A 26,077-nucleotide genomic window follows, 5' to 3' on the forward strand; every position below is an offset into this window, starting at 1 on the left:
GTACAAACGTCATTGTCTTGGCGTGTTCCCCGCATCCGCGGGGATGATCCTCCTGTGCATGACGCCGTCGATGATCTCAATGTGTGTTCCCCGCATCCGCGGGGATGATCCCCGTAGCCTCGTGGTTCCTGCGCACCCTCGTTGGTGTTCCCCGCATCCGCGGGGATGATCCTGCTCTCGTGTATGGTGTCGAGCGAAGTATAGAGTGTTCCCCGCATCCGCGGGGATGATCCCAATCAATAAGGCTACATACTATAAGGATACTGGTGTTCCCCGCATCCGCGGGGATGATCCCTTGCCCGTCAAAGCCAAGAACCCTTTGGATGTGTGTTCCCCGCATCCGCGGGGATGATCCCCGACATTGCGGACACTGGCCTGCGTGCCCGGCGTGTTCCCCGCATCCGCGGGGATGATCCCCAGCCCTGACCCTTGTCGTCAAGGAACACCGTGTGTTCCCCGCATCCGCGGGGGTGATCCTTCCGTATAACAAAGATCAAGTAAACGCACGGCGTGTTCCCCGCATCCGCGGGGATGATCCCCTCGGCAGGCGAACCCTTGAAACGAATCACATGTGTTCCCCGCATCTGCGGGGATGATCCTCGCGTGTATGGGCGTCCTCGTTTTGTGGGTACGTGTTCCCCGCATCCGCGGGGATGATCCCGCTGTCACCCGCTACGGTGCGGGCACCAGCGAGTGTTCCCCGCATCCGCGGGGATGATCCTCACAGGAGCCGCCGGCGCTCGCTGAAGAGACGGTGTTCCCCGCATCCGCGGGGATGATCCTCCGCCGGAAGAAGATAATCCAGGATTCAACGAGTGTTCCCCGCATCCGCGGGGATGATCCTCATCCGGGCAGAAAGACAAATGGACATGCTGCGTGTTCCCCGCATCCGCGGGGATGATCCTGGTACGGAATTCAACTTCAAGGGCCTACACAAGTGTTCCCCGCATCCGCGGGGATGATCCGTGGCGGCCGGCCCACTTGCCCTGCGTATGCCGGTGTTCCCCGCATCCGCGGGGATGATCCGCACTATCCAAGTTGACCGTCGGATCACTATTCGTGTTCCCCGCATCCGCGGGGATGATCCTATCCTCGAGTCAGCAAAACTCGCTATAGCAGCGTGTTCCCCGCATCCGCGGGGATGATCCCACGAAACGCGGGGGAGGGCCGGAAGCGGACCCGTGTTCCCCGCATCCGCGGGGATGATCCCCCTACAAGGCTAAGGAGGGCGATAAGTGATGGGTGTTCCCCGCATCCGCGGGGATGATCCTGCCGCCCAGCATCCGCTTGATGTCGTCAGGGTGTGTTCCCCGCATCCGCGGGGATGATCCGGGTGTCACGTTTACGACGGAGGCGGCATGATGGTGTTCCCCGCATCCGCGGGGATGATCCGGGTCGGGGTCTGCGCGGCGGTAAGTGTGGCACGTGTTCCCCGCATCCGCGGGGATGATCCCTTGGAACGGGAATACTACAGGCATCAGCGCAAGTGTTCCCTGCATCCGCGGGGATGATCCCACGGGCAGGAACAGCATCCAGGCCCAGATGGAGTGTTCCCCGCATCCGCGGGGATGATCCGGCCCCGTCCCTGACCGCGTATCGGGATTGGAGGTGTTCCCCGCATCCGCGGGGATAATCCTGCAAGTTCATCCATGACGAGGATGTGGCTTCTGTGTTCCCCGCATCCGCGGGGATGATCCCCCATCAGCAGCGTCACATTCACCAACGTGGATGTGTTCCCCGCATCCGCGGGGATGATCCTTCGGGTTCGTCATCGCCGTCTCCTCCCCATGGGTGTTCCCCGCATCCGCGGGGATGATCCCCGCTACGAAGAGGTCATGACCGTGGTCAACGAGTGTTCCCCGCATCCGCGGGGATGATCCGCTGGCCGGGGTTCAGGACGGGGTTGACATGCAGTGTTCCCCGCATCCGCGGGGATGATCCCGAGGCTCCCGAATCTCGGGCAGCCTGGGCGTTGTGTTCCCCGCATCCGCGGGGATGATCCCAGGTGGAGAAGAAACGCAAGAGGAACGCCGAAGTGTTCCCCGCATCCGCGGGGACGATCCTCAGGTCCTGGATGGTGGCCTGCCTGGGGATGAGTGTTCCCCGCATCCGCGGGGATGATCCCCCGTTCAGCAGTGAATACTTCCGCAGCCTGTAGTGTTCCCCGCATCCGCGGGGATGATCCCGCTCCACTCATTTCTTGTCCTTTCACATCCAGGTGTTCCCCGCATCCGCGGGGATGATCCCCGTTGTCTCATGCTTACCCCGTGATTCTGGCCGTGTTCCCCGCATCCGCGGGGATGATCCCCTATACCGCCCGGACCACGGGCCACACGTAGAGTGTTCCCCGCATCCGCGGGGATGATCCGCCTTCTGGAATGATCGTCTTCCGAAGGTGTAGTACATATCCAATATATGGACAGATATTGCCAAAGTGACAATTCTCTATCATAATTCGCTTATGCACAAATCGTGCATTTTGTTGCGACGGCAAAGGAACCGCCATGACACATATATCTTTGAAACAAAAGCTATTTACTGCAGTCGCCGTTCTGACTGTTCCCTTCATGTGTGTGAGCACGGCATCGGCATCACCCGTATCCTTTATGGACGAGACTGAAGCCATTGCGCAGAATGCTCTGCGCGGTGCTGATGCTGTGGGTATTGATACCGCAGCAGATATTAATTTCTCTTCCTCCTCCGGTGAGATAGTTGCCACATCCAAAGACGTAAGCGTCAAACTCGAAAAAGAGGGAAACACCGCTCAAGTCACAAGTCAATCTGGAGATACTTTAGTTTTGCCAGAGGAAGCATCTGGTAATGTCGGTGTATCGGACGGCACCGGAGTGGTTGCCGGCAAGAACATGACGGATTTCGCTGTGAACCTTTCTGACGAAGGCATCACGAGAGTTACCAGTGTATTGAGTTCCAAGGCAGCTCCAGAACGCCTTGATTACACCTTCGCAGATGCCTCATCTCTTACGATCCATGAAAATGGTAGTGTCACGATAATCGGTAAAGACAACCAGATAAGTGGTGGTGTTGATGTACCGTGGGCAGTCGATGCTCAGGGCAAGAGTGTTCCAACCTATTACGAAGTCAACGGAAATGTTCTTACTCAAGTTATTGAGCACAATGCCGGTGATTACGCGTATCCCGTAACTGCTGACCCCAGCTGGTCCACAGTTTTCAAGTGGGTTGGAAGGGGCGCAAAATTCCTCGCAAAGAAGGTTGGACCAGGCGTTGCAGTCCTGTGCCTAACTGGCGCCGGATGGGCATGGTACCGCTCTGACGCGAATGGCTGGGTTCGTGTTGGCGATGCAGTTGCTGGATGCCTTTTCTGATGTCCAATAAACCAATAGATATTGCTGTCAGCTTTTTCGGACTAGCGTTAGTCCTTGCCCATATTATATCGTTTGTTACTGATTCACAGTTCTGGGCTTTATGCACTTATCCAGTGGCTTGGGTGGCGATGATTATCTTTATGGCAATAGAACGCCGAGGGAAACACGATAAAGACTAGCGTCATTTGAAGATGCTGAAATGTGTGAGTTGGGCGAACTGCCACATGTTTTATAGTTCGCCCTGTTCGCTTTTCCTTATGTGCTCTAATTCGTGGCCAAAGCACTCCATATACAGTTCCTCTGGATATCCTAAACCGCTGTGCGATCTCGTTGACAGTGACGCTTTTGGACGCGTAGAGCTGTCGGACCATGGCCTCATCGCTCTTGCTGAGTTTGTGGCGCCGGCCACCAACCCTACCTCTCGACCGGGCAGCCTTCAGACCAGCATTTGTCCGTTCACGTATCAGGTCTCTCTCGAACTGAGCCATGGCCGCGTGCTCCCCGCATCCGCGGGGATGATCCTCAACTCGGGTGCCTACAAGAGGTACGCGGAAGGTGCTCCCCGCATCCGCGGGGATGATCCGTCGGCTACGCGCGAGTGAGCACGCTGGAGCAGGTGCTCCCCGCATCCGCGGGGATGATCCTGGGTAGGACTTGCATTCCTGCCTTTGCTGGGGGTGTTCCCCGCATCCGCGGGGATGATCCCTGGGTGCCTGGGACAATGAAAGCAACTTCACCGTGCTCCCCGCATCCGCGGGGATGATCCCCTCCCACGCGTTGAATGGCCCTTGCCTTTTGCGTGCTCCCCGCATCCGCGGGGATGATCCACACCGATACGTCGCCAGCGCGTGGCTCGGTCGGTGCTCCCCGCATCCGCGGGGATGATCCCATTTTTAAGCCTTCGCTTTCTGTTCATCTCTGGTGCTCCCCGCATCCGCGGGGATGATCCCGGGATCCTGGGCAAGATCTTCCACGTCAACATGTGCTCCCCGCATCCGCGGGGATGATCCCTGGTTTTACGAGTCGCTGCCTATCTATCCCATGTGCTCCCCGCATCCGCGGGGATGATCCCAAGCAGTGGACCGTGGCTTCTTAAGAGTATACAAATACTATCGGTGTTCCCTGCATCCGCGAGGATGATTCCACAGGCTATCGGATGGATGCCCTGCAGGTTCACAAATATGAGAGGAGACGAATGACTATGGATGAGGATTTCATGAGAAAAATGGCATCCAAGGATAAGGCCTGCACCACTACTCATGACCATATTCCTGATGACCGGATCAACAGTCACGCGTCATGCTATCCCATCACTGATGATATGGATGAAACCGAACGCCGGGTCTGGGATTTGCTGGATGACGAGGACAGGAAAATGATTCAGTCGGATCGTACATACTATGGGACAAACTATGGTGCTGGCTTCGGCGGCAATAGCAAGGTGAGTTTCTACGATGTGCTCGGCATCAGGCAGTTCGACTGATTCATCCCGGGCTTCCACATGTTGCTGCAATCATCAAAAGAATCACTATAGGAGCGCCGGGAAGAATCCATGACCGCTTCATAGTTCGAACATGAGTGTTTGATTCTCTTTAAGTCCCAGTAATCGCATTGGTGTGCCCTGATTGAAGGTTTTGTCTGCCCATCAAGGCATCGATTGCCGCTTTGCAGATGACTAGCAGGGTGTTAGAACACGGAGTGTCATGGTGTTCAGATGCGCATGATCGGGTGGTCAGAAGACACGGTCCGGGTGCTCCTCGCACACGTAGTGGATGACTCTGGGTCTGCTGCATTTTCGGTCGCAGAGTTCAGGTCTTCCCCGCACCCGCTGTGATGGACTATATCGCTTGCAGAATGAATCCATTTATCCGCTATCGCCTGGATGCCGAGTGTTTGCGAATTTTACTTTCCGCTCCTAAGCGTGAGCGCGCCGCCCGGTATAAGCTTGTAGGCGATGTGTCCACGAGTAGCGGACTTGGAGGTGTGGTCGCCGATGGAACAATTCGACGATGCGGATGACGCGGAATTCGGCAGAAGCGATTCAGCTGGTTCCACAGTCGCACCATCGCACCCGGATGAAGCGACTGCGGCGAACAAGGTTTCAGCCCATCCTGAGGCGACCATTCCTGACTCTGAATATTCGCTGGCTGAGATCGAGCAGCGCCGTGCCCGCCCGGTCCGCTGGGTGGTCTTCGCGCTGGCGGTCCTCCTGGCCATCGTCATTCCTTATGGATATGGGCGCTCGCTGGCCATCAACCATACCCAGGGCGTGCTCCACTATGCCTCGGTTCTGGACCCGCGAGGCATAGCCTTGATTGCCTGGACTGTGACCGTGCTGACCTTTATGGGCATCGGCATGTCCATCATCGAGTCGTCCTCCTGGTTCTGGCGGGTGGTCTTCGTGCTGGGCCTGGCCGCCGAACAGCTGATTGCCGGCCTCTGCCTGCTCAAGATGAACTTCTGGTACAGCACGTTCGTCGTCTACCAGCATCAGGCCATCCTGGCCAACGCGGCCAACTTGGGCATCATCGCGGCCGGGCTGGGGGTGGCGGTCTTCGCCGTTATTTTTGTGGCCATCCTGGTCTGCGTACGCAAGGATTCCCCCTGGAACACGCTGACCCACAGCTGGTCGGCTCTCTCCTTATTCTTCATTATCGAGCTGGCGGCCATCGCCATCGTCCTCTTCGGAGGCCTCATCACCGCTGTTTGAATCATAGGATTGCTGAATTTACTAGAATATGCTGCGCGATGGGTCTCAGTAACTGGCCAGTTGTGGTTTTGGATTGATTCCTGTCTGCACACTGTCAAGAGGTGCGAACGTAAGACCAAAGCGCAATTGACCGTGGGGATGGGGCCGATGGATATAGGCTTTACTCCGCTAATTCCCGATTCAGGCGCTTGGCTATCGAACCACCGTAGAAGATATCTATGAGGGGTAGGTCCATGCAGGTTATAAGCAGAGCTAAGAATGGCCAGCTCAGGTAGGTATGGACCCATTCGGGAAGGGTGAAGAAATCAATGATGAACATGAGCGGCAGCAGAACGAATGCGGTGTAGCCGAGGACGTGGATGGTGTAGGGGATAGTGGTTCCGGTGATGTATCGCATGCCGATCCAGTAGTTGTCAAGGGCGGTTTGGAGTTCGCGGCTGCTGGCCGGGGTCATATGGCGTTGGGGGAACTGCCGGTGGGTGGCCCAGACCCATGTGCCGATGCCGATGGCGAGCCCCAGGACGCAGCTGACGATCGCCGAGGTCCGTGGGGGCATGCCCAGGAGGACATCGCCTCCCTGAAGGGGACGGTGCGGTCTGGAGCGGTGCCATGCGCGGGCTATGTTGAAAGCGGCCAGGAGGATGCTGACGATCAGTACGATGGTGTATATGGGGACAGAGTAGTGTCGTCTGTTGTATTCCCTGGCTTCCGGGGTCCGGTAGAGCATGGGGGCCTTGACGGGCTGGTTGCGGACGCGGTCCCAGTAGACGCGGGTGAACCGGTCGGGCAGGAAGCCGATGGCTTCGTAGCGCCACCATGCGGGGCGGCTGGCGCGCCAGTGCAGCGTCGGCCGTGTCCGGTGGCGGACCGGGTCCTCCCGCCGATGGTCGCGGGCGAGGGCGCGGACCTGGCGGGCGCGCAGGAGCCTGGTGACGGGGTTGTCGGGTCCCTTCCAGGCTAGGAGGCTGACCTGGTCCTGGGTGAAGATGACCAGGCCGGGGTCGGGGGTGTGGCCGACGCCGACCTCGGGCAGGGGGGCGTCGCCGCCGGGGACCACGCCGGGTCCGCAGGCAACGCCGCCCACGGAGCAGATTCTGCCTGCATACCATGGACCGGATGACTCGGTGGCCTGTTCGGGTGGCTGCACGTACTGGCCGACCAGACGAACCACCAGCCCATCCTTTCCCAGCCCGTCAAACCATCCGGTGCCTCTGTAGGCCCCGGATACGGTGGCGGGCCCGTCGGCCAGGACGACCAGCGATCCCAGGGGCAGGACCTGCCCGGGCCGGGGGCGGCCGATCCTGCCGCGCCGCCTCCACACATGCCCTTGGAAGGTCTGCAGGCACAGGCCCCGCGCCAGAAGGTAGGGTGCCAGGACACGGTCCATCAGCCGCCTCGACCTCCACGCATTGAACGACACCACCGCAAGCAACCAGACCAGCAACACCGGAGCGCCTAATAGGACATCCATCAATAGGTACAGCATCAGTATGCACCTCCTAATATCATTCCTGGTTTCAGTCCGAGCCGCGCACATGGCAATGCAGGAGACAGCAGGAAAGCTACCATAGATTGTCCTTAATGTGGCCCTGCAGGTCATCTCCGTTCCCGCGATTGACGGAATCGTCGTAAACAGCGTTGCCGGCTGCTGCACCGAGATATCCTACGACTAAACCAATTCCAGCTCCTAGAATCGTACCTAGTCCAGGGGCGATTGAGCCTACAATTGCTCCAGCGGCGGCTCCTGCTGCAGCACCTGCAAAACCACCAGAGGCAGTGATCAGGCCATGAGCTACAGCATCTTGGGTAGCTGCCTGTTCTCCGTAGGCTTCCTTGCGTGCATAGTATGTGCCTACGGAATCAGCAATGCCGCCGACTATGGAGCCGAAGGCACCAACTTTTGTAGCCGTGCCGGCAGCCTTGCCGGCAGCGTGAACTAAACTCCCCGTGGTTTTGGTTGCCGGTGCAACCAGGTTTCCCCCCTCAATAAGCCCGCCAACTATCGGTCCCAGCCAGTCGCCCGCCAACTCATCCCCAATGAGGCCTGCTGTCTTCAACCCCTCAATAAGGGCAGGATCGGCTTTCATGAGTTCAGCGATGCCGCTCAATGATTCAAAACCGCCAGAAAGAAAATCGCCGACTGTGAAAGAGTGGTTCAATGTATTGAGTTGCATAGCCTTGGCGGTTGCTTCATCAATGCATCCATCAAGGTCGTTTTTGGTTTTCTTGGCAGCGTCCTTATATTGTTCCCTGACCCAGTTGACTTCACCCTTCAACCGCTTGATTTCGGCCTTGTCGTCAGCAACGAGCCCTTGGTATTGAGTTATGCTCTCGTTTGTCGCATCAATGACATCAAGCAGACGATTGGTCTCCCGCGACATGCTATCCCCGTTGGTTTGCCTGACCTTTTTCAGGTTGTCGCTGTTCGTTTGCAACGTCTGTTTTGCTTGGTCGAGTTTCTTCTGATTCTGCGCGATTGAGTCGCGAAGGTTCATTGCCCTTTGGCAATCTTTGTATGCGGTATCTTGGCTCGCGTCAACTGCAGACCCCCAGCTTCTTAATGCTTGATCGATGTCCGCGCAGACATCCGAAAGGCGTCCGGCAAACTGTGCCACCTGAGAAAGAGACCGCTGGAGCTGTTTCGCTGAATCGCCTTTGAAATCAGGTGCCTTTCCGCAAGCGCTGGTAATGGAGTGACTCACTTCCTTGCAACGGTCACCGTTCTCGGCAAACTGTGAGGCCAGTCTGTCAATTGTGTTCTTCCCTCCTGGTACAGGGTTCTTTGATAGGCCAAGAGCCGACCAATCCAAATCTGAAGCGCGCATGATGTCGTATCCTTAAATAGTGTCATCCCCGTCGATGCAAATACTAAAAGTTGTGATTTTTTATTTGCGTTTTTTGATTTCGATGCTTAGCTTGTCATCGACATTGCTTGTCTGCATGGTTACCGACTTAATGAACTGATTAAGAACGTGAACAGATTGCTGAAGGTTCAACAAACGCTGTTTTAGGTTGTCATTGACCCGGTTCGTGCTGTCGGCTACTGAGTCGTCCCCTAATCCGTTTTCACCCTGAGCGCTATCGACGTCAATCTTGTGTACTTCGGACTCCCAGTTTTCGTCGGCCTGATTTAAGGTTCTGCTCATGTCGCCAAGCTGGCCGTAATCCACGGAAAAGTCCACCATGGTCTTCTCCCGTCTATTCCTTTTATCGAGTTTGTCCTATGTGGCCGGTAACTGAATCAGAGATGAAGATGGGGGTAGTCGGTTGATTTGGTGACTTCATCAAATGTTCGTTCATAGGATTGTTCCTCGGCGTTGATATATCCCATGAACACTATTTCCGTGACGTCTGGACGGTTGAAGAAAATGGTCTTGGCCGGATCGGTCATGCCATACGGGAATTGTACGGCACCATAGTCAAAGTAACCCGTTGTTCCATTCATGACTGTCAACGGAGCGCGGGCGATGATGACCAGCAGGGTACCCGGGTCTCTTCCGGTTTTCACCACGGATCCCAAGGGAAGAATGGTATCTTCTGATTTGATGGAGTTCTGCTCGGGTTGTTTCATTAGGTGCCTCTCTTTGATGGATGAATGAAGTTGCATTCCTTCAACTTCTCTAACCACTTTTAATGGTACTACAAGGTAAATCAGGGTCAGTTCGTGCAACAAAGTGCGACATCTTCGCTACATCGGAGTGAAATGGCTCATTCCTCATTGGCGTTAATCCAATTTCCGCTGTGCTCTCCTTCATTTTGTTGATTCCGTCATTGTTCGTTTGGTCCGCAAAATGTGTATAATGGACTTTTGGCGTGTTTCGCCCGCGGATCGAGAGCGCTTCAGCATAGGGCTGGTGCACCGCGTAACGGAAGAATGCAAGAGGAGGAGCCGTGGCTCTTACGAGTGAGCAGAAGCAGGCAATCGTCAAGGAATACGCGACCCACGAGGGCGACACCGGTTCCCCCGAGGTCCAGGTGGCTCTGCTGAGCAAGCGCATCTCCGACCTGACCGAGCACCTCAAGCAGCACCAGCACGACCACCATTCGCGTCGTGGCCTGCTGCTCATGGTCGGCCATCGTCGCCGGTTGCTGGATTACCTCAAGAAGGTGGACATCAACCGCTATCGTTCCCTGGTGGAGCGTCTTGGACTGCGCCACTGATATGCATGCTTTCGCCCGGGCCTAGCGCTCGGGCGCTTTTGCATGACTGAACCAGGCACTGTCGATCCCGGGACGGGATTGCAGAAGATGGTGCCGGACTGAAAAGCAAGGCTGGTCCGCAAGGCATGAAGATAGCCGGACATGGGGTTCGGCAGGACCAGACCGAAGTACAAGGATCTCCGGCAGTCAATTGATGCCGAGCATCCTGACGTCAGGTAGTAAACAAGCAGTAAACAAAAGGAGGAACCCTATGGAGGGTCCCGAAATCACGGCTGTAGAAGCCACGATCGATAACGGATCATATGGCAAGCGCACGGTGCGCTTCGAGACGGGTCGTCTCGCCCAGCAGGCGGATGGGGCAGTAGCCGCCTATCTTGATGACGATTCCATGGTGCTGTCCACCACCACCGCTGGATCCAGCCCCAAGGAGAACTACGACTTCTTCCCGCTGACCGTCGATGTGGAAGAGAAGATGTACGCCGCAGGCAAGATCCCCGGCTCCTTCTTCCGTCGCGAGGGTCGGCCCTCCAACGAGGCCATCCTGGCCTGCCGGCTGATCGACCGCCCCCTGCGTCCCCTCTTCCCGCACACCCTGCGCAACGAGGTCCAGGTCGTGGAGACCATCCTGGCCGTCAACCCCGAGGATGCCTACGATGTGCTGGCTCTGAACGCGGCCTCTGCCTCCACCCTGATCTCCGGTCTGCCCTTCGAGGGTCCGGTCTCGGGTCTGCGTCTGGCCCTGATCGATGGCCAGTGGGTGGCTTTCCCCCGCTGGAGTGAGCGCGAACGCGCCGTTTTCGAGCTGGTCGTGGCCGGTCGTGTGGTCGAGGGCGGGGACGTCGCCATCGCCATGATCGAGGCAGGTGCCGGCAAGAACGCCTGGAACCTGATTTATGACGAGGGCCAGATCAAGCCCGACGAAGAGGTGGTCGCCCAGGGTCTTGAGGCTGCCAAGCCCTTCATCAAGGTTCTGTGCGAGGCCCAGAGCGAGCTCAAGGCCAAGGCCGCCAAGCCCACCAAGGACTTCCAGCTCTTCCCCGAGTACACCGACGAGCTCTATGCTCGCATCGACCAGGTGGCTCATGCCGACCTGGACCAGGCCCTGTCCATCGCGGAGAAGCTGCCCCGTCAGGAGCGCATCCACGAGATCAAGGAGAAGGTCCGCGAGGCTCTGGCCGACGAGTTCACCGACATGGACGAGGCCGAGAAGGACAAGGAGCTGGGCAATGCCTTCAAGGAGCTCCAGCGCCAGATCGTCCGTCGCCGCATCCTGACCCAGGACTACCGCATCGACGGCCGTGGCCTGCGCGACATCCGCACCCTGTCCGCTGAGGTGGACGTGGTGCCCCGCGTGCATGGCTCCGCCCTCTTCCAGCGCGGTGAGACCCAGGTGCTGGGTGTAACGACCCTGAACATGTTGAAGATGGAGCAGACCATCGACGCCCTGTCCGGCCCCACCACCAAGCGCTACATGCACAACTACGAGATGCCGCCCTATTCGACCGGCGAGACCGGCCGCGTGGGTTCGCCCAAGCGCCGCGAGGTGGGCCATGGCAACCTGGCTGAGCGCGCACTGATCCCGGTTCTGCCCAGCCGTGAGGAGTTCCCCTACGCCATCCGTCAGGTCTCCGAGGCCATCGGCTCCAACGGGTCCACCTCCATGGGCTCCGTCTGCGCCTCCACCCTGTCCCTGCTGGCTGCCGGCGTGCCTCTGAAGGCCCCCGTGGCGGGCATCGCCATGGGACTGGTCACAGGCGAGGTCGACGGTCGGCCCACCTACAAGACCCTGACCGACATTCTGGGCGCCGAGGATGCCTTCGGCGACATGGACTTCAAGGTGGCCGGCACCTCCGAGTTCATCACCTCCCTGCAGCTGGACACCAAGCTGGACGGCATCCCCGCCGACATCCTGGCCGCAGCCCTGCAGCAGGCCAAGGAAGCCCGGGCCACCATCCTGGACGTCATCAACGAGTGCATCGACGGGCCCGCCGAGATGAGCCCCTATGCGCCGCGCATCATCACCACCCAGGTTCCTGTCGACAAGATCGGCGAGGTCATCGGCCCCAAGGGCAAGATGATCAACCAGATCCAGGAGGACACCGGTGCCGATGTCTCCATCGAGGACGACGGCACGGTCTACATCGCTTCCGAGGGCGGCGAGGCAGCAGCCAAGGCCAAGGAGGTCATCGACCAGATCGCCAACCCGCACGTGCCCGAGGCGGGGGAGACCTTCAACGGCAAGGTGGTCAAGATCACCAGCTTCGGCGCCTTCGTCAACCTGACCCCCGGCACCGACGGGCTTCTGCATATCTCGCAGATCCGCAACCTGGCCAACGGCGAACGTATCGACTCCGTGGAGGATGTCCTCAAGGAGGGCGACACCGTCGAGGTCATCGTGCAGGGTGTGGACGACCGCGGCAAGATCTCCCTGGCCATCCCCGGCTTCGAGGACCAGGAGTCCGCAGGCGGCCGCGATCGCGGAGGCCGTGGTGACCGTCGGGACCGTGGCGGCGACCGTCGTGAGCGCAGCGGTCGTGGTGACCGTGACCGTCGTGATCGCCGCAGCCGTTCCTCCGAACGCGAGGACCGGTATGAGGCCCCGCGCCGTTCCCGTTCCGAGCGTGATGACCGCTACTACGACGACGAGGACCAGGAGGACCGTCCCCGGCACCGTCGCCAGAGCCGCGACCGCGACTTTGAGGATGGCGGTGACTGGTTTGAGGACGAGGACCGCGGCTCCCGTCGCGATCGTCGTCGGGTCTCCCGCGATGATGACGAGGATCGTGGCGGCCGTGGCCGTGGCGAGCGCCGTGGCCGTGGCAGCCGTTCCGAGCGTGATGACCGCGGTGATCGTGGCGGTCGTCACGAGCGTCGGTCTTCCGGACGTGGCGGCTATCGTGGCCGCAGGGAGAACCCGCGCTATGCCGCCGACGAGCACTATGACGAGTACCGGGCAGACCGGGAGGAGCGCTCCGAGCGTCCCCGTCGCCGCGTGCGCAGGGACTTCGATCCCTTCGACAGTGAGGACTGATTCCCACTGATGCCGGATGTTGATTGATTCGGCGTTTTCCGACAGGACCCCGTTCCAATGGGCGGGGTCCTGTTTTGTCTGCAGACCCTTCCGTGAGAGAATTGGGAACATGTCCGTATCACTGATCGTGCTTATCGTCATTGTCCTGCTGGTCGTGTTGCTGGTCATCTGGGGCATCGGGGCCTACAACGGTCTGGTCAATCTGCGCAACCGGGTGGCCAATGGCTGGGCCCAGATTGATGTCCAGCTCAAGCAGCGTGCCGACCTGGTGCCCAACCTGGTTCAGACGGTCAAGGGCTACGCCTCACACGAGTCCACCGTCCTGGAAGAGGTGACCAAAGCCCGCGCCGACGTGGCTCAGGCCCAGGCGGCTGGCGGGGATCAGATGCAGGCCCGTGCCGATGCCGAGCAGCGGCTGGGCCAATCCCTGGTCACTCTGATGGCTCGGGCGGAGGCCTACCCTGAGCTCAAGGCCAACCAGAACTTCCTGGACTTGCAGCGTCAGCTCAAGGACCTGGAGGACAAGATCGCCTACGCCAGGCAGTTCTACAATGATGTGGTTCAGAAGTTCAACACCCGCATCGAGACGGTCCCCTCAAACATCATCGCATCCCTTTTCCACTTTCGTCAGGCCCAGTATTTCCAGGCTGACGAGGGTAGCCGCCAGGCGCCCGTAGTGGACTTCGGACAGTGAACGCCCCAGCGGCCTCCTCTGGGAAACCAGTCTCAGGCCATCCCTCTTGGAGTACCTCCCGTTTCTTCCGAGCCTTGGCACTGGCTTTGGTGGCAGCCTTGGTGACGTGCATAGTCGCTGCTCTGCTTATCTTCAACAAGAATTGGCCGGACCTGGTATACGATTCAGTGGATTATGATGTCCAGGTCCTGGATAACGGCGATTTGCGCATCAGTCAGAACCTGACCGTAACCATGAATTCCCGTGAGGACGACAACGGCGATAAACGTCCCTGGAGGGAGCTCTACCAGCGTTATCAGATCAAGCCTGACCGGCTGACGGGCATCAGTGATATAAGCGTGCGCGACCTGACCAATGGCTCTACATATAGGCAAGCCGATCCGCCGACGGATCCTGATAACCTCGATCAGGTTCCCGACTGGGATAAGACCATGGCTGGCACCTGGTATATGGGCACGGTCTCGGATTCGGGGCTGGAATCCTACAATCCGGGCGATACGGGTCAGGGTTCCGCCTGTGGCAATCAAGGAAACCAGTGCCAGGTGGAGTTGGGCTGGAACATTCCACAGACTGCCAAGGATTCAGGACGGCGCTTCCGCATCGACATGACCTTCCACGGGGTCACCACTGCCCATCCCGATGTGGCCGAATTCCAATGGGAGCCCGTGGGCGACACCAACCAGATTCCCATTGAGCATATGAGCGCCGACGTCAAGCTTCCCAAGCAAATAGGAACAGAGAAGGACAAGGATGCCAAGGCCTGGCTGCACTTCGCTGGCAGAGGCTCCTACCAGGTGGGCGATGATAGCCGTATCCAATTCTCCGCAGATCATATCGAGCCTGGTCAGCATCTGGATTTGGTGGTGCTCTTCGATGCGGGGAGGACTTCTTCGGTGGTCAGGACCGACTCTCAGCCGGCCCGTGACCGTATCGTCCAGCAGGAGCGCCAGCAGTATGAGCGCTGGCATACCGAGCAGACCAGACGGGCGCGGATTGGACTCTTGACGGGCATCTTGGCACTCTTGGCTGCTATCGCGCTGATTGCGGTCATGCTTTGGCAGGCTTTCCGCACCTATGGGGACTCCCAGTACCGAGGCGATATTATCTATTACCGTCAGCCTCCTGATCTGTCACCGGCCGTGGCCGCCGTTATCAACGATTTGATGCTGAGCCGAGAATCCCCTATTGGCAGGCAATTGTCAGCAACCATTCTCTCCTTGGCCTACAAGCGGGCCATCGCTCTGATTCCGGTCAGGTATGAGGACCGGGCGAATTCAGGCGGAGGTGCCGTGACCAAGGTGATGCGCTCGCTGTTCCACAAAGGCAAACTGCAGTCCATGGAAGTGGTCATCAATCCGGTCTGCAGTCAGGATCGAGCCTCCCTGGCCCTGTCCTTAAGCGAGGAAGCCTGCCTGACCATGCTGGAAGGTGCTTCCGCTCTGATGGGTTCCAAGGATGAACGTTTCGACCTGTACGAGATGATTGCTCTCTTCTCCAGCACCGAAGCTAATCATGGCAAGGTCTATCTGGAGGCTTTCGACAAGGCCGTCAAGTATGAGACCAACAATGCTGACCTACGTGCCTATCGTCATGGTATAGAGGTCTTGCCCTTCCTGGCCGTGCTCTTGGCCGCTTTCATCCTGCTGGCTGGATTCCTGCCGGGCACCGTGCTGGTACGTGCGCCCTTGGCCGTGCTTCTGGTGGCTGTTGCAGCATTCTCCATTCGTTATGGTAGTTCGCAAGTGCTCAGCAGGAATGGACAGCTCATGGCTGGTCAGGTGTCAGGGCTTCGGCGCTATCTGCTGGACTTCAGCGATTTTAGCCACCGGGGCGTGGAGGATCTGGTGCTCTGGGACCGCTACCTGGTTTACGCTGCGGCCTTCGGTATAAGTGACCGGGTTGTCGCTCAGCTGGCACAGGCCAGCCCTGAACTGACCGACTTCGACTGGCTGAATAATAATGCGCGCGGGAGCCTGCTCTACTGTACCTTCCTGCCTTACAGCCAGAATGTTCCGGTGGCTTCCTCCGTGAGTGGCCCTGAAACATTGGCTGCAAATTCAATGCTTGGCCAAGGCGGGGTGGTTGATCTGGGTACTCAGTTGACCCAGGGACTCGAACAGATCGGCGGCCTGATCGGCCAGGCCAGCGGCAACAGTTCCGGTAGTGGTATTGGTGGGTTTGGCTCCGGCGGTGGTTCCTTCGGCGGCTCCGGTGGCGGCTCCGGTGGTGGTTCCTTCGGCGGTCGTTGATACTGGGCCACAAGCTAAGCTCGATAGGAAGCCGGCGGCATTGAAGCTGGCATCAATCTACAAGACGGGAGTGCATTCATGACATCGGCGATGCGGGCCTTGGGGCCCTTTACCACGACAGCGGTCGGACTGGGCTGCATGGGATTGTCCATTGAGGGCAAACCGGACCAGACAACGGCCATCGACGTCATCCACCAGGCCCTGGATGCTGGCTGCCGACATCTGGATACCGCCTGGTCATACTACGAATCGGGCGGCCCCGAACAGACCAACGAGCGACTGGTTCGCCAGGCTTTGGACTCCTGGAAGGGACCTCGTCAGGATGTGCTGGTGGCCACCAAGGTGGGACACTACCGCAACTTCACCGATGGTCGGCCAACCTGGGCTGTGGACGGTCGACCGGAGAGCCTGATCACATACGCCAAGGAGTCCGCTCAGGCCCTGGGCGTGGACACCATCGATCTGCTCTACATGCACCGGCCTGACCCGCAGGTGCCCTACCAGGAGTCCCTGGAGGCCATGGCCGAGCTGGCCAAGCAGGGCGTGGCCCGGACCCTGGGTGTCTCCAACGTAGATATTGAGCGGATGGACCTGGCTCGCAAGATTCTGGGCGATGACCTTGTGGCCGTGCAGAACCAGTTCTCGCCTACCTTCACCAGCTCCCGCCAGGAGCTGGACCATGCGGCCGAACTGGGTCTGGCCTTCGTCTGCTGGAGCCCCCTGGGAGGCTTCCGAGCACCCAAGGACGAAACCCGTTATGATGCCTTCCGGCAGGTGGCCCAGGAGCGCGGCGTCTCCCACCAGCGTGTGGTCCTGGCCTGGGAACTGTCCCAGAACAGCAACGTCTTTGTGGTTCCCGGGGCTCACAGGGCGGCCACCATTCTGGACTCCCTGCAGGCGGCCGACATGGAACTGAGCGAGGACGAGATGGACCGCCTGAACCGGGCGGCGACTGCATGAGTCCCAAGCCTGAACCAAGAGAGCAGGGCACCCAGAGCGCTCAGGGCCAAGCCTGGGATCGGGAACGGACCTTACTGGACAGCAGTTCCCTGCCGTCACTGGACGATCAGGGCCGGCCGATCCCAGTCACCATTCCCATAGCCTTAGCGCCAGGGATCAAGGTGGTCTACACCACCAGGCTGGGCGGGGTCTCCTCAGGCGATTATGCCCAGCTGAATATGGGCGGCAAGGGAGGCGATGACCCGCAGGCAGTTGCTGCCAACCGTCAGGCTCTGGGTCGCCAGCTGAACCGTCCTGTGGTCCTGGTGGACCAGGTTCACTCAGCCCAGGTCTGGGATGCCGACCAGGGTCAGCCCCAGGGGCGTTGCGAGGCTGATGCTCAGGTGACCACCCGTCGCGACCTGGCCTTGGGCATCTTCGCCGCTGACTGCCTTCCCGTGCTGCTGGCCGACCCCCAGGCTGGCGTGATGGGGGCGGCCCACTGCGGTCGTCGTGGTCTGGTTGCCGGAGTCATTCCGGCCACAGTCGAGGCCATGGCCGACAAGGGTGCTGACCCGTCCAGGATTGTGGCAACCCTGGGGCCCCGGATCTGCGTGGATTGCTATCAAGTGGGCCCGGACCTGGCCGATGACTTCGAGAAGCGCTTCCCCGGCGCATCCGGACCATGCCGGTTCGGCGGAATCGCCATTGACATCGCCGCTGCAGCCAGGATGGAACTGGAGGCGGCAGGAGTGACCAAGATTGTAGACTCCGCCCCCCGGGTCGGTGCCGCCACCAGCTATCTGCGTCAGGACCCGGACCTGGCAGAGCTGTGCAGACAGGACGGTGAGGGTCCCGACCTGTCCAAGCGTCTCGAGGATTTGCGTCGGCCCTTGTGCACCCTGGAGAATCCGCTCTGGTACTCCCACCGCCGGGCCGCGCTGGCCAGCAAGACGGGGGAAGGCCGCATGCTGGCCCTTATCCTGGCAGACGACTGACATTGTAGATTGATTGATCCTGCTCCCAGCAGCCGGAACAGGCCTCGGGTGCAGATGTTCGGTGCAGATAGCGCCGGGTCTGCACCTTTCTCTGTTTGCGTATGAGTACCGTTGAAGCTATGAGTGAGAGCAGAGCATCGGCAGCCCGGTCCGAGGTCAGTCAGGATGACGCAGAGTCGGAAGAGCAGATTCAGCCAGTTGTGGCGGTGATTCTGGCGGCCGGGCTGGGCGTTCGATTCGACGAGAACAACCCCAAGCAGCTGGTGCAGGTGGGCGGCAAACCCATCATTACCTGGTCAATTGACGCCTTTCAGTCCAATGACCGGGTCACCGACATCCTGGTCGTGGTCAACGATCGGGTGCGTGAGGCTGTCGAGGCCATTGTGGCAGATGACGCCTATGACAAGGTCCGCACGGTCATCCAGGGCGGCATCGAGCGCACGGACAGCACCGAGGCGGCCCTGCAGACCCTGGCTGATGCGGAGATCCCCCGGGATGCCAAGCTGCTCATCCACGATGCTGTGCGTCCCTTCGTCAGCCAGGAGTCCATCAATGGCTGCATCGATGCATTGGATACCTTCAACGCCGCAACCGTGGCCGTGGCCTCGACCGACACCATGCTGATGGCCGGCGACCTGGGCGAACGCAAGGTGGTGCGCCAGGTGCCCGACCGCGACAACATGTTCAGGGCTCAGACCCCACAGGCCTTCCGTTTCAGCACCCTCCGCAAGGCCTACGACCTGGCCGCCGCGGATCCCGACTTCCACCCCACCGATGACACCCGGGTCGTGGTGGACCACCTGCCCGAGGAGCCGGTGGCCATCGTGACCGGCAGTGTGACCAACATGAAGATCACCCTGCCCTCGGACGTGCCCATGGCTGAATGGATAGCGCGCTCCCTGGCGGGGTGAAGCCCTGTGTACCATGGGGCACATGGAGCAGATCAAGGTCATCGTCGCCGGATACGACCATTACCAGGGTGTTGACGTCAACCCCTCCTACCAGGTCTCACAGGCTCTGGCCGAGCATGGCATGGAGGGCATGCGCCCTGTCGGCCCCACCGAGGAGGACCCCTTGGAGGGTGTGGACCTGGCTATTTCCTCCGTCACCATGCCTGTCAGCTTCGCCAAGGCCTGGCCCATACTGCATGAGGCCATAGAGCGGGTGCATCCCGATATCATCATTGCCACAGGGCTCAAGCGTCGGGCTCGCGGCATCGCCATGGAGCGCTGCGCCGTCAACCTCAAGGAGGACGACGCTGACGACCGTGAGAACTTAGGGGAGCAGGAGCCTCAGGATACCGTCCGCCAGACCAGCCGCCAGCCCATCGATCCCCAGGGTCCGGCCGCCTACTGGACCCGACTGCCGCTGAGGGCCATCCTGCACGACTTCGGCACCTGCGGCATCCCTGCCACGCTGAGCTCGGACGCGGGCACCTACGTCTGCAACGCACTCTTCTACAATCTGCTGGCATGGGCTGCAGGACACAAGGATGTCCTGGCCGGGTTCGTCAGCCTTCCCCTGGTCAATGAAAACGGCGGTCAGGAGTGCGGCCTGCCCCTGGATCAGCAGATACAGGCTGTGCGCGAGGTGGTCAATGAGACCATTCGCTACTACCGCAGGCCCTCCTCCAGCCCTATTCTTATTGCCTGAGACCCGTATGTAAGGCCAATGTGTCGGCGGCAGGTCAGACGGCGAATTCCGGCCTGTCATGGGGTAGAGTCGAGGTAAATCCACCGGACCGAAGACATTCTTGTCACGGGCCGGCATGTCCTGGTGGCGAAGAGGAGTGTTTCCATGGCCGAAGATCAGTTTCCCGTTGTCCTGCGAGGCTATGACAAGGAGCGGGTCGACCAGACCCTGGCGGCCTCGCGGAGCAATCTGGCCCGGTTGCGTCAGCAGATCAAGGCTGACGATGATCGCATTCTGAAGCTGGAGGCGGAACTTCAGGAGGCCAAGTCACGCAAGGTCGAACAGCCGCGCAACTCCTTCGCCTCCCTTGGGGCCAACGCCCAGCAGCTGCTGGCCTCGGCCGAGCAGACCAGCACCGAGCTGCTCAACCGCGCCAAGCAGGATGCGGCATCCACTAAGACCTCCGCCCAGGAGAAGGCGACGACCCTGGTCAACGAGGCCCAGCTTGAAGCCAAGCACATCGTGGACGAGGCCAATGCCAAGGCCAAATCTATCGTCGAAGCCGCCAATGACGAAGCCAGGACCGTCACCACCACCGCCAAGCAGCAGAGCGAGCAGAGCAAGTCAGCAGCCGACAAGGTCGTGGCCGAACGTCGCCAGGCCCTGGATCTGGAGCTGCAGAACTCCCGCGAGGAGCATGAGAAGCGACTGGCCACCAGCAAGGCCACCCAGGACAAGGAGCTGTCCGAGCAGAAGGCCAAGGCCGCCAAGGAGATCGCCGACAAGCGGCGCAAGAGCGACGAGGAGATCGCCAAGCTCAAGAAGGATGCCAACGATCAGATTCAGAAGGCCCTGGCCGAGGCCAACAAGAAGCTGGCCGACGTGCGCGAGCAGGTCTCCAAGAGCCTGAATGATGCCCGCAGGCAGGCTTCGGAGATCACCGACAAGGCCAAGTCCGAGGCCCAGCAGATTGTGGACGAGTCCAAGGTCACCAGTGCCGAGACCATGGCCAAGGTCAACGCCGAGGCCGAGCAGGTCCGCTCCGACATCGCCGCCCAGCAGGAGGATGCCACCAAGAAGGTGGGCGAGCTGCTCAAGAGCCTTGAGGAACGGCGGGTCAAGACCGAGAAGGAGTCCCAGGAGCTGATTGAACAGGCCAAGGCCACCCGCAAGGATGCCGACTCGTTCGCCTCCTTCAAGCGTGAGGAGTCCGAGCGCAAGGCCAGCCAGCTGCTGGAGGAGGCCAAGCAGCGCGCCCAGGATGAAGTCGAGGCCCATCGCAAGGCCGCCCAGGCTGAGCTGGACGGACTCAAGGACCACATCACCAAGCTGCAGCACCGTGAAGCCACCATCACCTCCCGGGTCGACGAGCTGCGGAACATCTTCTCCAAGTCCTTCGGCAACTTCGACGGCTTCCACGATGAGGCTGTGGTCAGTGACCAGGACGAGGGGCAGGCGCCCAGCGTACCCGTGGTCAACGCTGTACCTGCCGCGGATCCTTTGCCGGCTCCAGCCCCAAATGCCGAAAGCGAGGATGAAGGTGTCGGCCAGCCCGTCACCGACACCCAGGAGGAAGCCACTCGGACTTCGATCGATCAGGTCGCAGTGGGCCAGCCGGCCGATGACCTGACAGCTGATGACGCGGCAACTGATTCCACCAGCAATTCAGAGGATAAGGCCAACGCGGCCGTGACTGTCCGTTCCTCGGCCAATATGCCCACTCAGGTTCTGCCCTCCCCGGCGCCGAGCGTCCTGCCCGGTGCATCCGGCCAGGCCAAGGATGGACCGGCGGAAAAGGCGGTCACCGACCAGGAGACTACGGTCATTCCGCCCATCAACGATGACGTGCACCCAACAGATCGGGACTGATTAGGGAACATCGGTAATTCAACAGGGCCGGGTTGCAGGCATGGTCTGCGACCCGGCCTCTGTTTTGCCTGGAAGTTGCCTGGCCGCATGTCGAAACGGGCGCGGGCGTCAATCTCGATTCCAACCCTTGCTCTGGCCTAGAGTCGATGGTGAAGAGGTGCAGGCAAGGGTCACGGGGTTGGGAGAGCATCATGCAGCAGCCAAATCAGTCATCATCAGATTCGTCCGTCACGGATTCGACCGAGGCGGATGCGGGAAGACGGGGAGGATCGGGCGCATCTCCAGGACCCGCACGCTCATGGATCGCCCAGGTTCGTCGTGGGGTGGATCTGCAATCCCTCTATGCCCTGGTGTATCTGGTGGTGGCCAACCTGATTGCGGGAGTTCTGAATCTGCCCTCGGTGGCCGCAGCCCTGGGAATTGCCCGTCAGCCAGGGCTGGCCGATCTGCTGGGCGATCTGGTCATGCTGGTCTTCCTCTTCGGCACCCGTGGCCAGGACCTGCTCGGCCGTGGCTCCAACCCTGTAGGGTACAAGGCTCAGACCAATCCCGGCCCGGCCGTGCTGATCGGGGCCATCCTGCTGATCATGCTGGCCAGCAGTATCGAGACGGGCTTCACCTGGGTGGTCAACCAGGGGTCCCAAGCCCTTGGGCTGGTCTACCATTCAACAACTTCCCAGATCGCGGCGGGCCAGCATGGGTTCCTGTCGCCCCTGGACACGGCCATCCTGGTCCCCGTCGTCGAGGAGTTCCTGCTGCGCGGCGTGGTCATGGGCAGGCTCAGACCCTACGGTCGGACCTTCGCCATCGTCACCTCCTCCTTTATCTTCGCCTGCCTGCACGGAGACATCACCCAGAGCCTGTTCACCTTCCTGCTGGGTCTGGTCCTGGGTTTCATCGCCATGGAATACTCGATCATCTGGTCCATGGCGCTGCATATCTTCAACAACCTGGTCCTGGCTGACGCCATGATGTGGCTGACCCAGACGGTGCCGGCCCGCACCGGCATGGTGATCAACCAGGGTATGACCCTTGTGGGCCTGGTTGGGGGACTGGTCGTCCTCTGGCTGATTCGGGGACAGCTGGCAGACCGTCTGCGCGCCAATCGCTCACGCCCCGGAACCTATAAGGGCTGGATCTCCCTCGGGTTGGCCGTCCTGGTGATCCTGGCAGTGGTCAATGCGGCCCAGCGCTTCTCCCTGGCTTGAGATGACAGGTACAGTTGTCCACATCTCCCTTCGAGCGAACCTTTCCTGACTGATTCCCGCTATGCTGGATGCAGGGATGCAGATACATCCGCATGAAAGGAAACAAGGACAGACCGTATGACATCAGCACTGACACCACTGGATCAGACCCGTTTGGAGGGCCTGCGCACCGCCTTCGACGAGCGCGAGGCCAACCACGTCGCCATGAACGCCGTCACTCAGGTAGGCATTGACGAAGTGGCCCACAACTATAATCGCTCCCGCCTGCTCCAGCACCGATTTTCGGTCAGCATCGACAATGGCACGGTCACCTCGCAGGCGCACTCCGGCCGTTGCTGGCTCTTCAGCTCGCTGAATGTAGCCCGATTCGTGGCCCGCAAGGCTCTGAACATTGACGGCGAAAGCACCGCCAACCCGATGGGCGATTTCGAGCTGTCCCAGAACTACGCCATGTACTACGACAAGCTTGAGCGCGTCAACTACTTCCTGCGCGACGTTGCGGCTCTGGTGCGTGCCGGCGAGCCCGTCGACTCCCAGCTCATGCGCTTCCTGATGGGCGATGTCATGGGCGATGGCGGCCAGTGGATCATGGCCATGAACATCTATAAGAAGTACGGCGCAGTGCCCAAGCAGTACTATCCCGAGACCGCTTCCTCCCAGAACACCAGCCAGATGAACGATCAGCTGCGTCGCCTGCTCCATCAGGCCACGGCTCACATGGTGGCCAATCCGGACGGCATCGACGAGATCATCGACCGGACCCTGGAGGCCGGTCACCGTATTCTGACCATTCACCTGGGCACTCCGCCCACCAGCTTCGACTGGGAGTGGACCGACAAGGACGGCGTCTTCCACCGTGATGGGCGGATCACCCCGCAGGAGTTCTGGAAGCGCTACGTGAATGCCGGGCTTGAGGACTATGTCTGCCTGGTCGACGATCCGCGCCCCGAGCATCCCAAGGGCCGCAAGATCGGCATCGAGCACCTGGGCAACGTGGCTGGCGGCGATCCCACCGAGTACCTGAACGTCCCGGTGGAGGTCATGAAGGACTGCGCCCGTCGTCTGATGAGCGAGCAGGGTCTGCCGGTCTGGTTCGGCGCCGACTGCCATCCCATGATGGACCGCAAGGCCGGTCAGTGGGCCACCGACCTGTTCGAGTACGGCCGGGTCTACGGTGTGGACTTCGACATGGACAAGGAGCAGCGGGTGCGCTTCGGCGATTCGGCCCAGAACCATGCCATGGCATTCGTGGGCGTGGATGTGGCCGATGACGGCCGGACCACCAACCGCTGGCGGGTGGAGAACTCCTGGGGCGGGGATATCGCCAACAAGGGCTACTTCACCATGAGCGACGACTGGTTCAGCCAGTATGTCTACGAGGTGGCCGTGCCCAAGTCCATGCTGCCCGAGGAGTATCGCCAGGCCTTCGACCAGGAGGCCATCATGCTGCCCGCCTGGGACCCCATGGGTGCCTTGGCCTGAGCCTACCTATCTAACTGTTCGCTCCCGTGGCCTATAAGGGTCGCGGGAACGGACCGTCCACATTGGCCCGGATGTGGACGGCCATAAGTAATTCGGGCATGATCGTCGTAGCGCGACAGAGAGGAGAGCGACCGTGGCATTCGTCAAGGAACCGGATATCATCCCGGAAGAGGAGCGGCAGTATTTTGCCGATACGGCCGTCTTTCCCGAGACAGTGGATGTCAATATTCGTCAGCTGGATCCCATCCCGGCACCCAGGGTCTTTCTGCGCTCGCGGCCCCTGGATTCGAAGCGTATGGAACTGGTCCGGGACTCCCGCCAAGCCATTCGCGATGTTCTGCATGGGCGGGACGACCGGTTGCTGGTCATCACCGGCCCCTGCTCCATCCACGACCCGGAGGCTGCTCTGGAGTACGCCCGTCGTCTGTCGGCCGTCAATGAGCGGTTGAAGGATCGGCTCCTTATTGTCATGCGGGTCTACTTCGAGAAGCCCCGGACCACGGTCGGCTGGAAGGGCCTGATCAACGACCCCGACCTGGACGGAACATTCAACATTCGCAAGGGGATCCGCCTGGCCCGCCAGGTGCTCTGGCAGGTCCTGGGCCAGGGGATTCCGGCTGCCACGGAATGGCTGGATCCCATCACCCCACAGTATCTTTCCGACGCGGTCAGCTGGGGGGCCATCGGCGCTCGGAACACGGAGAGTCAGGTCCACAGGGAGCTGGCCAGCGGCATGTCCATGCCCATGGGCTTCAAGAACTCGACCGAGGGCAGTGTAGAGGCTGCGGTCGATTCCTGTCTGGCTGCGGCATCCGAGCATCACTTCCTGTCCATCAACCTGGACGGCCATGTCATCGCCGCCGAGACCAGGGGCAACCCCGACTGCCACATTATTCTGCGTGGTTCCAGTCATGGCCCCAATTACGATGCGGAATCCGTCAGGTCCGCCCTGGAGGTCATGCATCAGGCGCCGTTGGGTCCTGGTGCCTGCCAAGGTCTGATTGTGGACGCAGCCCATGGCAACTGCGGCAAGGATCCCGTACGTGAGGCCGGGGTGGTCGAGGAGCTGGCAGACCGTCTCGCCAAGGGCGAGCAGGGCCTGTCGGGCATCATGATGGAGAGTTTTCTTGAGGGCGGTCACCAGAAACCGGCTCCACTGGATCAGCTGGTCTTCGGCCGGTCCGTCACCGATGCCTGCATTGCCTGGGATAGGACCGAGGAACTGCTGCAGATCCTGGCCGATGCCGTGCAAGCCCGTCGGGAAAGGATGAAGGCATGAGTGGGATGAAGGATGAGCCACAGGAGCCTCTGCCCCGACCCAGCAAGGCCTACGAGGTTGAACTGGTGCACAAGGCGCTGGCGGCCGGTGTCAACCCCTTGCAGACCGGGAACGTGCCCAGGTGGGAGGACGAGGTAGGCATAGGCCGGATCGTCAACAGGCGGGTCTTTGAGCTTGACCGCCTGCCTTCGCCCGCGCAGATGCTGACCCGATACCCCTTGGATGGGCCGGCCAAGGACCTGGTCATCCGCTCCCGGCAGGAGATTGTGGACTGTCTGCATGGGCGGGACGACCGGTTGCTGGTCATTGTGGGCCCTTGTTCCATCCACGACCCCGATGCCGCGCTGGACTACGCCCGTCGTCTGTCGGCCGTCAATGAGCGGTTGAAGGATCGGCTCCTTATTGTCATGCGGGTCTACTTCGAGAAGCCCCGGACCACGGTCGGCTGGAAGGGCCTGATCAACGACCCCGACCTGGACGG

The 26,077-nt window shown here is 60.3% G+C and carries 20 protein-coding genes, 1 pseudogene and 2 CRISPR repeat arrays (1 of these 23 cut by a window edge); of the genes and pseudogenes, 16 read left to right on the top strand and 5 right to left on the bottom strand.

Translation table 11 applies throughout. The features are described from left to right. A CRISPR array of direct repeats spans positions 1 to 2,368; the repeat unit is 28 nt; unit sequence GTGTTCCCCGCATCCGCGGGGATGATCC; it begins 5,839 nt to the left of the window's first position. Positions 2,369 to 2,504: 136 nt separating this feature from the next. After that, entirely contained in the window at positions 2,505 to 3,344 is an 840-nt protein-coding gene (locus H3V04_RS08095; RefSeq protein WP_198187967.1) for a hypothetical protein, read from the top strand. A 98-nt stretch (positions 3,345 to 3,442) separates the two neighbouring features. Here the strand turns inward: H3V04_RS08095 and H3V04_RS10560 are convergent, their stop codons facing one another. Further along, the gene (locus tag H3V04_RS10560; RefSeq protein ID WP_198188041.1) at positions 3,443 to 3,832 is read right to left on the bottom strand and encodes a helix-turn-helix domain-containing protein; all 390 of its coding nucleotides are present in this window, start codon (positions 3,830 to 3,832) and stop codon (positions 3,443 to 3,445) included. Positions 3,833 to 3,838: 6 nt separating this feature from the next. Beyond that, a CRISPR array of direct repeats spans positions 3,839 to 4,487; the repeat unit is 28 nt; unit sequence GTGCTCCCCGCATCCGCGGGGATGATCC. A 52-nt stretch (positions 4,488 to 4,539) separates the two neighbouring features. Here H3V04_RS10560 and H3V04_RS08105 point away from each other — a divergent pair. Both H3V04_RS08105 and H3V04_RS08110 read left to right on the top strand, forming a co-directional pair. Then, positions 4,540 to 4,827 carry a hypothetical protein gene (locus H3V04_RS08105; RefSeq protein ID WP_232340473.1) on the top strand — a complete coding sequence of 96 codons (288 nt, stop codon included), beginning with the start codon at positions 4,540 to 4,542 and terminating at the stop codon, positions 4,825 to 4,827. Between the two features lie 510 nt (positions 4,828 to 5,337). Beyond that, positions 5,338 to 6,054, top strand: coding sequence for a hypothetical protein (locus tag H3V04_RS08110; protein ID WP_198177276.1), 717 nt, complete (start codon positions 5,338 to 5,340; stop codon positions 6,052 to 6,054). A gap of 160 nt (positions 6,055 to 6,214) precedes the next feature. On the opposite strand, the gene H3V04_RS08115 is transcribed toward H3V04_RS08110, so the two are convergent. The 4 genes from H3V04_RS08115 to H3V04_RS08130 all read right to left on the bottom strand — a co-directional run bounded on the left by H3V04_RS08115 (position 6,215) and on the right by H3V04_RS08130 (position 9,625). Continuing rightward, complete coding sequence (locus tag H3V04_RS08115; RefSeq protein ID WP_198187969.1) at positions 6,215 to 7,540, bottom strand: hypothetical protein; 1,326 nt, start codon at positions 7,538 to 7,540, stop codon at positions 6,215 to 6,217. A gap of 76 nt (positions 7,541 to 7,616) precedes the next feature. Beyond that, entirely contained in the window at positions 7,617 to 8,879 is a 1,263-nt protein-coding gene (locus tag H3V04_RS08120) for a hypothetical protein (protein WP_198187970.1), read from the bottom strand. Positions 8,880 to 8,939: 60 nt separating this feature from the next. Beyond that, entirely contained in the window at positions 8,940 to 9,239 is a 300-nt protein-coding gene (locus H3V04_RS08125) for a hypothetical protein (protein WP_198187973.1), read from the bottom strand. A gap of 56 nt (positions 9,240 to 9,295) precedes the next feature. After that, positions 9,296 to 9,625 (bottom strand): DUF4176 domain-containing protein, encoded by a 330-nt coding sequence (locus H3V04_RS08130; protein ID WP_198187974.1) that lies wholly within the window; start codon positions 9,623 to 9,625, stop codon positions 9,296 to 9,298. 320 nt (positions 9,626 to 9,945) lie between these two features. Here H3V04_RS08130 and rpsO point away from each other — a divergent pair, with 320 nt between their 5' ends. The 13 genes and pseudogenes from rpsO to H3V04_RS08195 form a co-directional block, all read left to right on the top strand. Then, on the top strand, positions 9,946 to 10,215 hold the full coding sequence (gene rpsO, locus H3V04_RS08135; RefSeq protein ID WP_024626835.1) for a 30S ribosomal protein S15: 270 nt from the start codon (positions 9,946 to 9,948) through the stop codon (positions 10,213 to 10,215). Between the two features lie 250 nt (positions 10,216 to 10,465). After that, positions 10,466 to 13,246, top strand: a complete 2,781-nt coding sequence (locus tag H3V04_RS08140; RefSeq protein WP_198187976.1) for a polyribonucleotide nucleotidyltransferase — start codon at positions 10,466 to 10,468, stop codon at positions 13,244 to 13,246. Between the two features lie 109 nt (positions 13,247 to 13,355). Further along, positions 13,356 to 13,940 carry a LemA family protein gene (locus H3V04_RS08145; RefSeq protein WP_198177280.1) on the top strand — a complete coding sequence of 195 codons (585 nt, stop codon included), beginning with the start codon at positions 13,356 to 13,358 and terminating at the stop codon, positions 13,938 to 13,940. Then, the gene (locus tag H3V04_RS08150; RefSeq protein WP_198187977.1) at positions 13,937 to 16,189 is read left to right on the top strand and encodes a DUF2207 domain-containing protein; all 2,253 of its coding nucleotides are present in this window, start codon (positions 13,937 to 13,939) and stop codon (positions 16,187 to 16,189) included. Before H3V04_RS08145 ends, H3V04_RS08150 begins: the two co-directional genes overlap by 4 nt. A 78-nt stretch (positions 16,190 to 16,267) precedes the next feature. Continuing rightward, positions 16,268 to 17,149, top strand: a complete 882-nt coding sequence (locus H3V04_RS08155; RefSeq protein WP_198187978.1) for an aldo/keto reductase — start codon at positions 16,268 to 16,270, stop codon at positions 17,147 to 17,149. Beyond that, positions 17,146 to 18,126 carry a polyphenol oxidase family protein gene (locus H3V04_RS08160; RefSeq protein WP_198187979.1) on the top strand — a complete coding sequence of 327 codons (981 nt, stop codon included), beginning with the start codon at positions 17,146 to 17,148 and terminating at the stop codon, positions 18,124 to 18,126. The genes H3V04_RS08155 and H3V04_RS08160 overlap by 4 nt, the downstream gene beginning before the upstream one ends. Before the next feature lie 119 nt (positions 18,127 to 18,245). After that, a complete protein-coding gene (locus H3V04_RS08165) occupies positions 18,246 to 19,037 on the top strand; it encodes a 2-C-methyl-D-erythritol 4-phosphate cytidylyltransferase (RefSeq protein ID WP_198187980.1) in 792 nt (263 codons plus the stop codon). Between the two features lie 22 nt (positions 19,038 to 19,059). Beyond that, positions 19,060 to 19,779 carry a pyroglutamyl-peptidase I gene (locus tag H3V04_RS08170; protein WP_198177284.1) on the top strand — a complete coding sequence of 240 codons (720 nt, stop codon included), beginning with the start codon at positions 19,060 to 19,062 and terminating at the stop codon, positions 19,777 to 19,779. A 144-nt stretch (positions 19,780 to 19,923) separates the two neighbouring features. After that, the gene (locus H3V04_RS08175) at positions 19,924 to 21,627 is read left to right on the top strand and encodes a cell division protein (protein WP_198187981.1); all 1,704 of its coding nucleotides are present in this window, start codon (positions 19,924 to 19,926) and stop codon (positions 21,625 to 21,627) included. A 191-nt stretch (positions 21,628 to 21,818) separates the two neighbouring features. Continuing rightward, a complete protein-coding gene (locus tag H3V04_RS08180) occupies positions 21,819 to 22,835 on the top strand; it encodes a CPBP family intramembrane glutamic endopeptidase (protein WP_198187982.1) in 1,017 nt (338 codons plus the stop codon). Between the two features lie 117 nt (positions 22,836 to 22,952). Beyond that, a complete protein-coding gene (locus H3V04_RS08185) occupies positions 22,953 to 24,317 on the top strand; it encodes a C1 family peptidase (RefSeq protein ID WP_198180509.1) in 1,365 nt (454 codons plus the stop codon). A 157-nt stretch (positions 24,318 to 24,474) separates the two neighbouring features. Continuing rightward, a complete protein-coding gene (locus H3V04_RS08190) occupies positions 24,475 to 25,596 on the top strand; it encodes a 3-deoxy-7-phosphoheptulonate synthase (RefSeq protein ID WP_373564717.1) in 1,122 nt (373 codons plus the stop codon). Further along, positions 25,593 to 26,077: pseudogene (locus H3V04_RS08195) on the top strand (3-deoxy-7-phosphoheptulonate synthase); the annotation flags it as partial. The gene H3V04_RS08190 and the pseudogene H3V04_RS08195, both read left to right, overlap by 4 nt.

Origin of the sequence: Bifidobacterium sp. M0353, from assembly GCF_016100645.1 — a bacterium.
GTDB classification, from domain to species: Bacteria; Actinomycetota; Actinomycetes; order Actinomycetales; family Bifidobacteriaceae; genus Bombiscardovia; species Bombiscardovia choladohabitans.

Excerpts from the sequence above, each read along its gene's own strand:
- H3V04_RS08095 (WP_198187967.1), top strand. The coding sequence starts at position 2,505 with ATGACACATATATCTTTGAAACAAAAGCTATTTACTGCAGTCGCCGTT.
- H3V04_RS10560 (WP_198188041.1), bottom strand. The coding sequence starts at position 3,832 with ATGGCTCAGTTCGAGAGAGACCTGATACGTGAACGGACAAATGCTGGT.
- H3V04_RS08105 (WP_232340473.1), top strand. The coding sequence starts at position 4,540 with ATGACTATGGATGAGGATTTCATGAGAAAAATGGCATCCAAGGATAAG.
- H3V04_RS08110 (WP_198177276.1), top strand. The coding sequence starts at position 5,338 with ATGGAACAATTCGACGATGCGGATGACGCGGAATTCGGCAGAAGCGAT.
- H3V04_RS08115 (WP_198187969.1), bottom strand. The coding sequence starts at position 7,540 with ATGCTGTACCTATTGATGGATGTCCTATTAGGCGCTCCGGTGTTGCTG.
- H3V04_RS08120 (WP_198187970.1), bottom strand. The coding sequence starts at position 8,879 with ATGCGCGCTTCAGATTTGGATTGGTCGGCTCTTGGCCTATCAAAGAAC.
- H3V04_RS08125 (WP_198187973.1), bottom strand. The coding sequence starts at position 9,239 with ATGGTGGACTTTTCCGTGGATTACGGCCAGCTTGGCGACATGAGCAGA.
- H3V04_RS08130 (WP_198187974.1), bottom strand. The coding sequence starts at position 9,625 with ATGAAACAACCCGAGCAGAACTCCATCAAATCAGAAGATACCATTCTT.
- H3V04_RS08140 (WP_198187976.1), top strand. The coding sequence starts at position 10,466 with ATGGAGGGTCCCGAAATCACGGCTGTAGAAGCCACGATCGATAACGGA.
- H3V04_RS08145 (WP_198177280.1), top strand. The coding sequence starts at position 13,356 with ATGTCCGTATCACTGATCGTGCTTATCGTCATTGTCCTGCTGGTCGTG.
- H3V04_RS08155 (WP_198187978.1), top strand. The coding sequence starts at position 16,268 with ATGACATCGGCGATGCGGGCCTTGGGGCCCTTTACCACGACAGCGGTC.
- H3V04_RS08160 (WP_198187979.1), top strand. The coding sequence starts at position 17,146 with ATGAGTCCCAAGCCTGAACCAAGAGAGCAGGGCACCCAGAGCGCTCAG.
- H3V04_RS08165 (WP_198187980.1), top strand. The coding sequence starts at position 18,246 with ATGAGTGAGAGCAGAGCATCGGCAGCCCGGTCCGAGGTCAGTCAGGAT.
- H3V04_RS08170 (WP_198177284.1), top strand. The coding sequence starts at position 19,060 with ATGGAGCAGATCAAGGTCATCGTCGCCGGATACGACCATTACCAGGGT.
- H3V04_RS08175 (WP_198187981.1), top strand. The coding sequence starts at position 19,924 with ATGGCCGAAGATCAGTTTCCCGTTGTCCTGCGAGGCTATGACAAGGAG.
- H3V04_RS08180 (WP_198187982.1), top strand. The coding sequence starts at position 21,819 with ATGCAGCAGCCAAATCAGTCATCATCAGATTCGTCCGTCACGGATTCG.
- H3V04_RS08185 (WP_198180509.1), top strand. The coding sequence starts at position 22,953 with ATGACATCAGCACTGACACCACTGGATCAGACCCGTTTGGAGGGCCTG.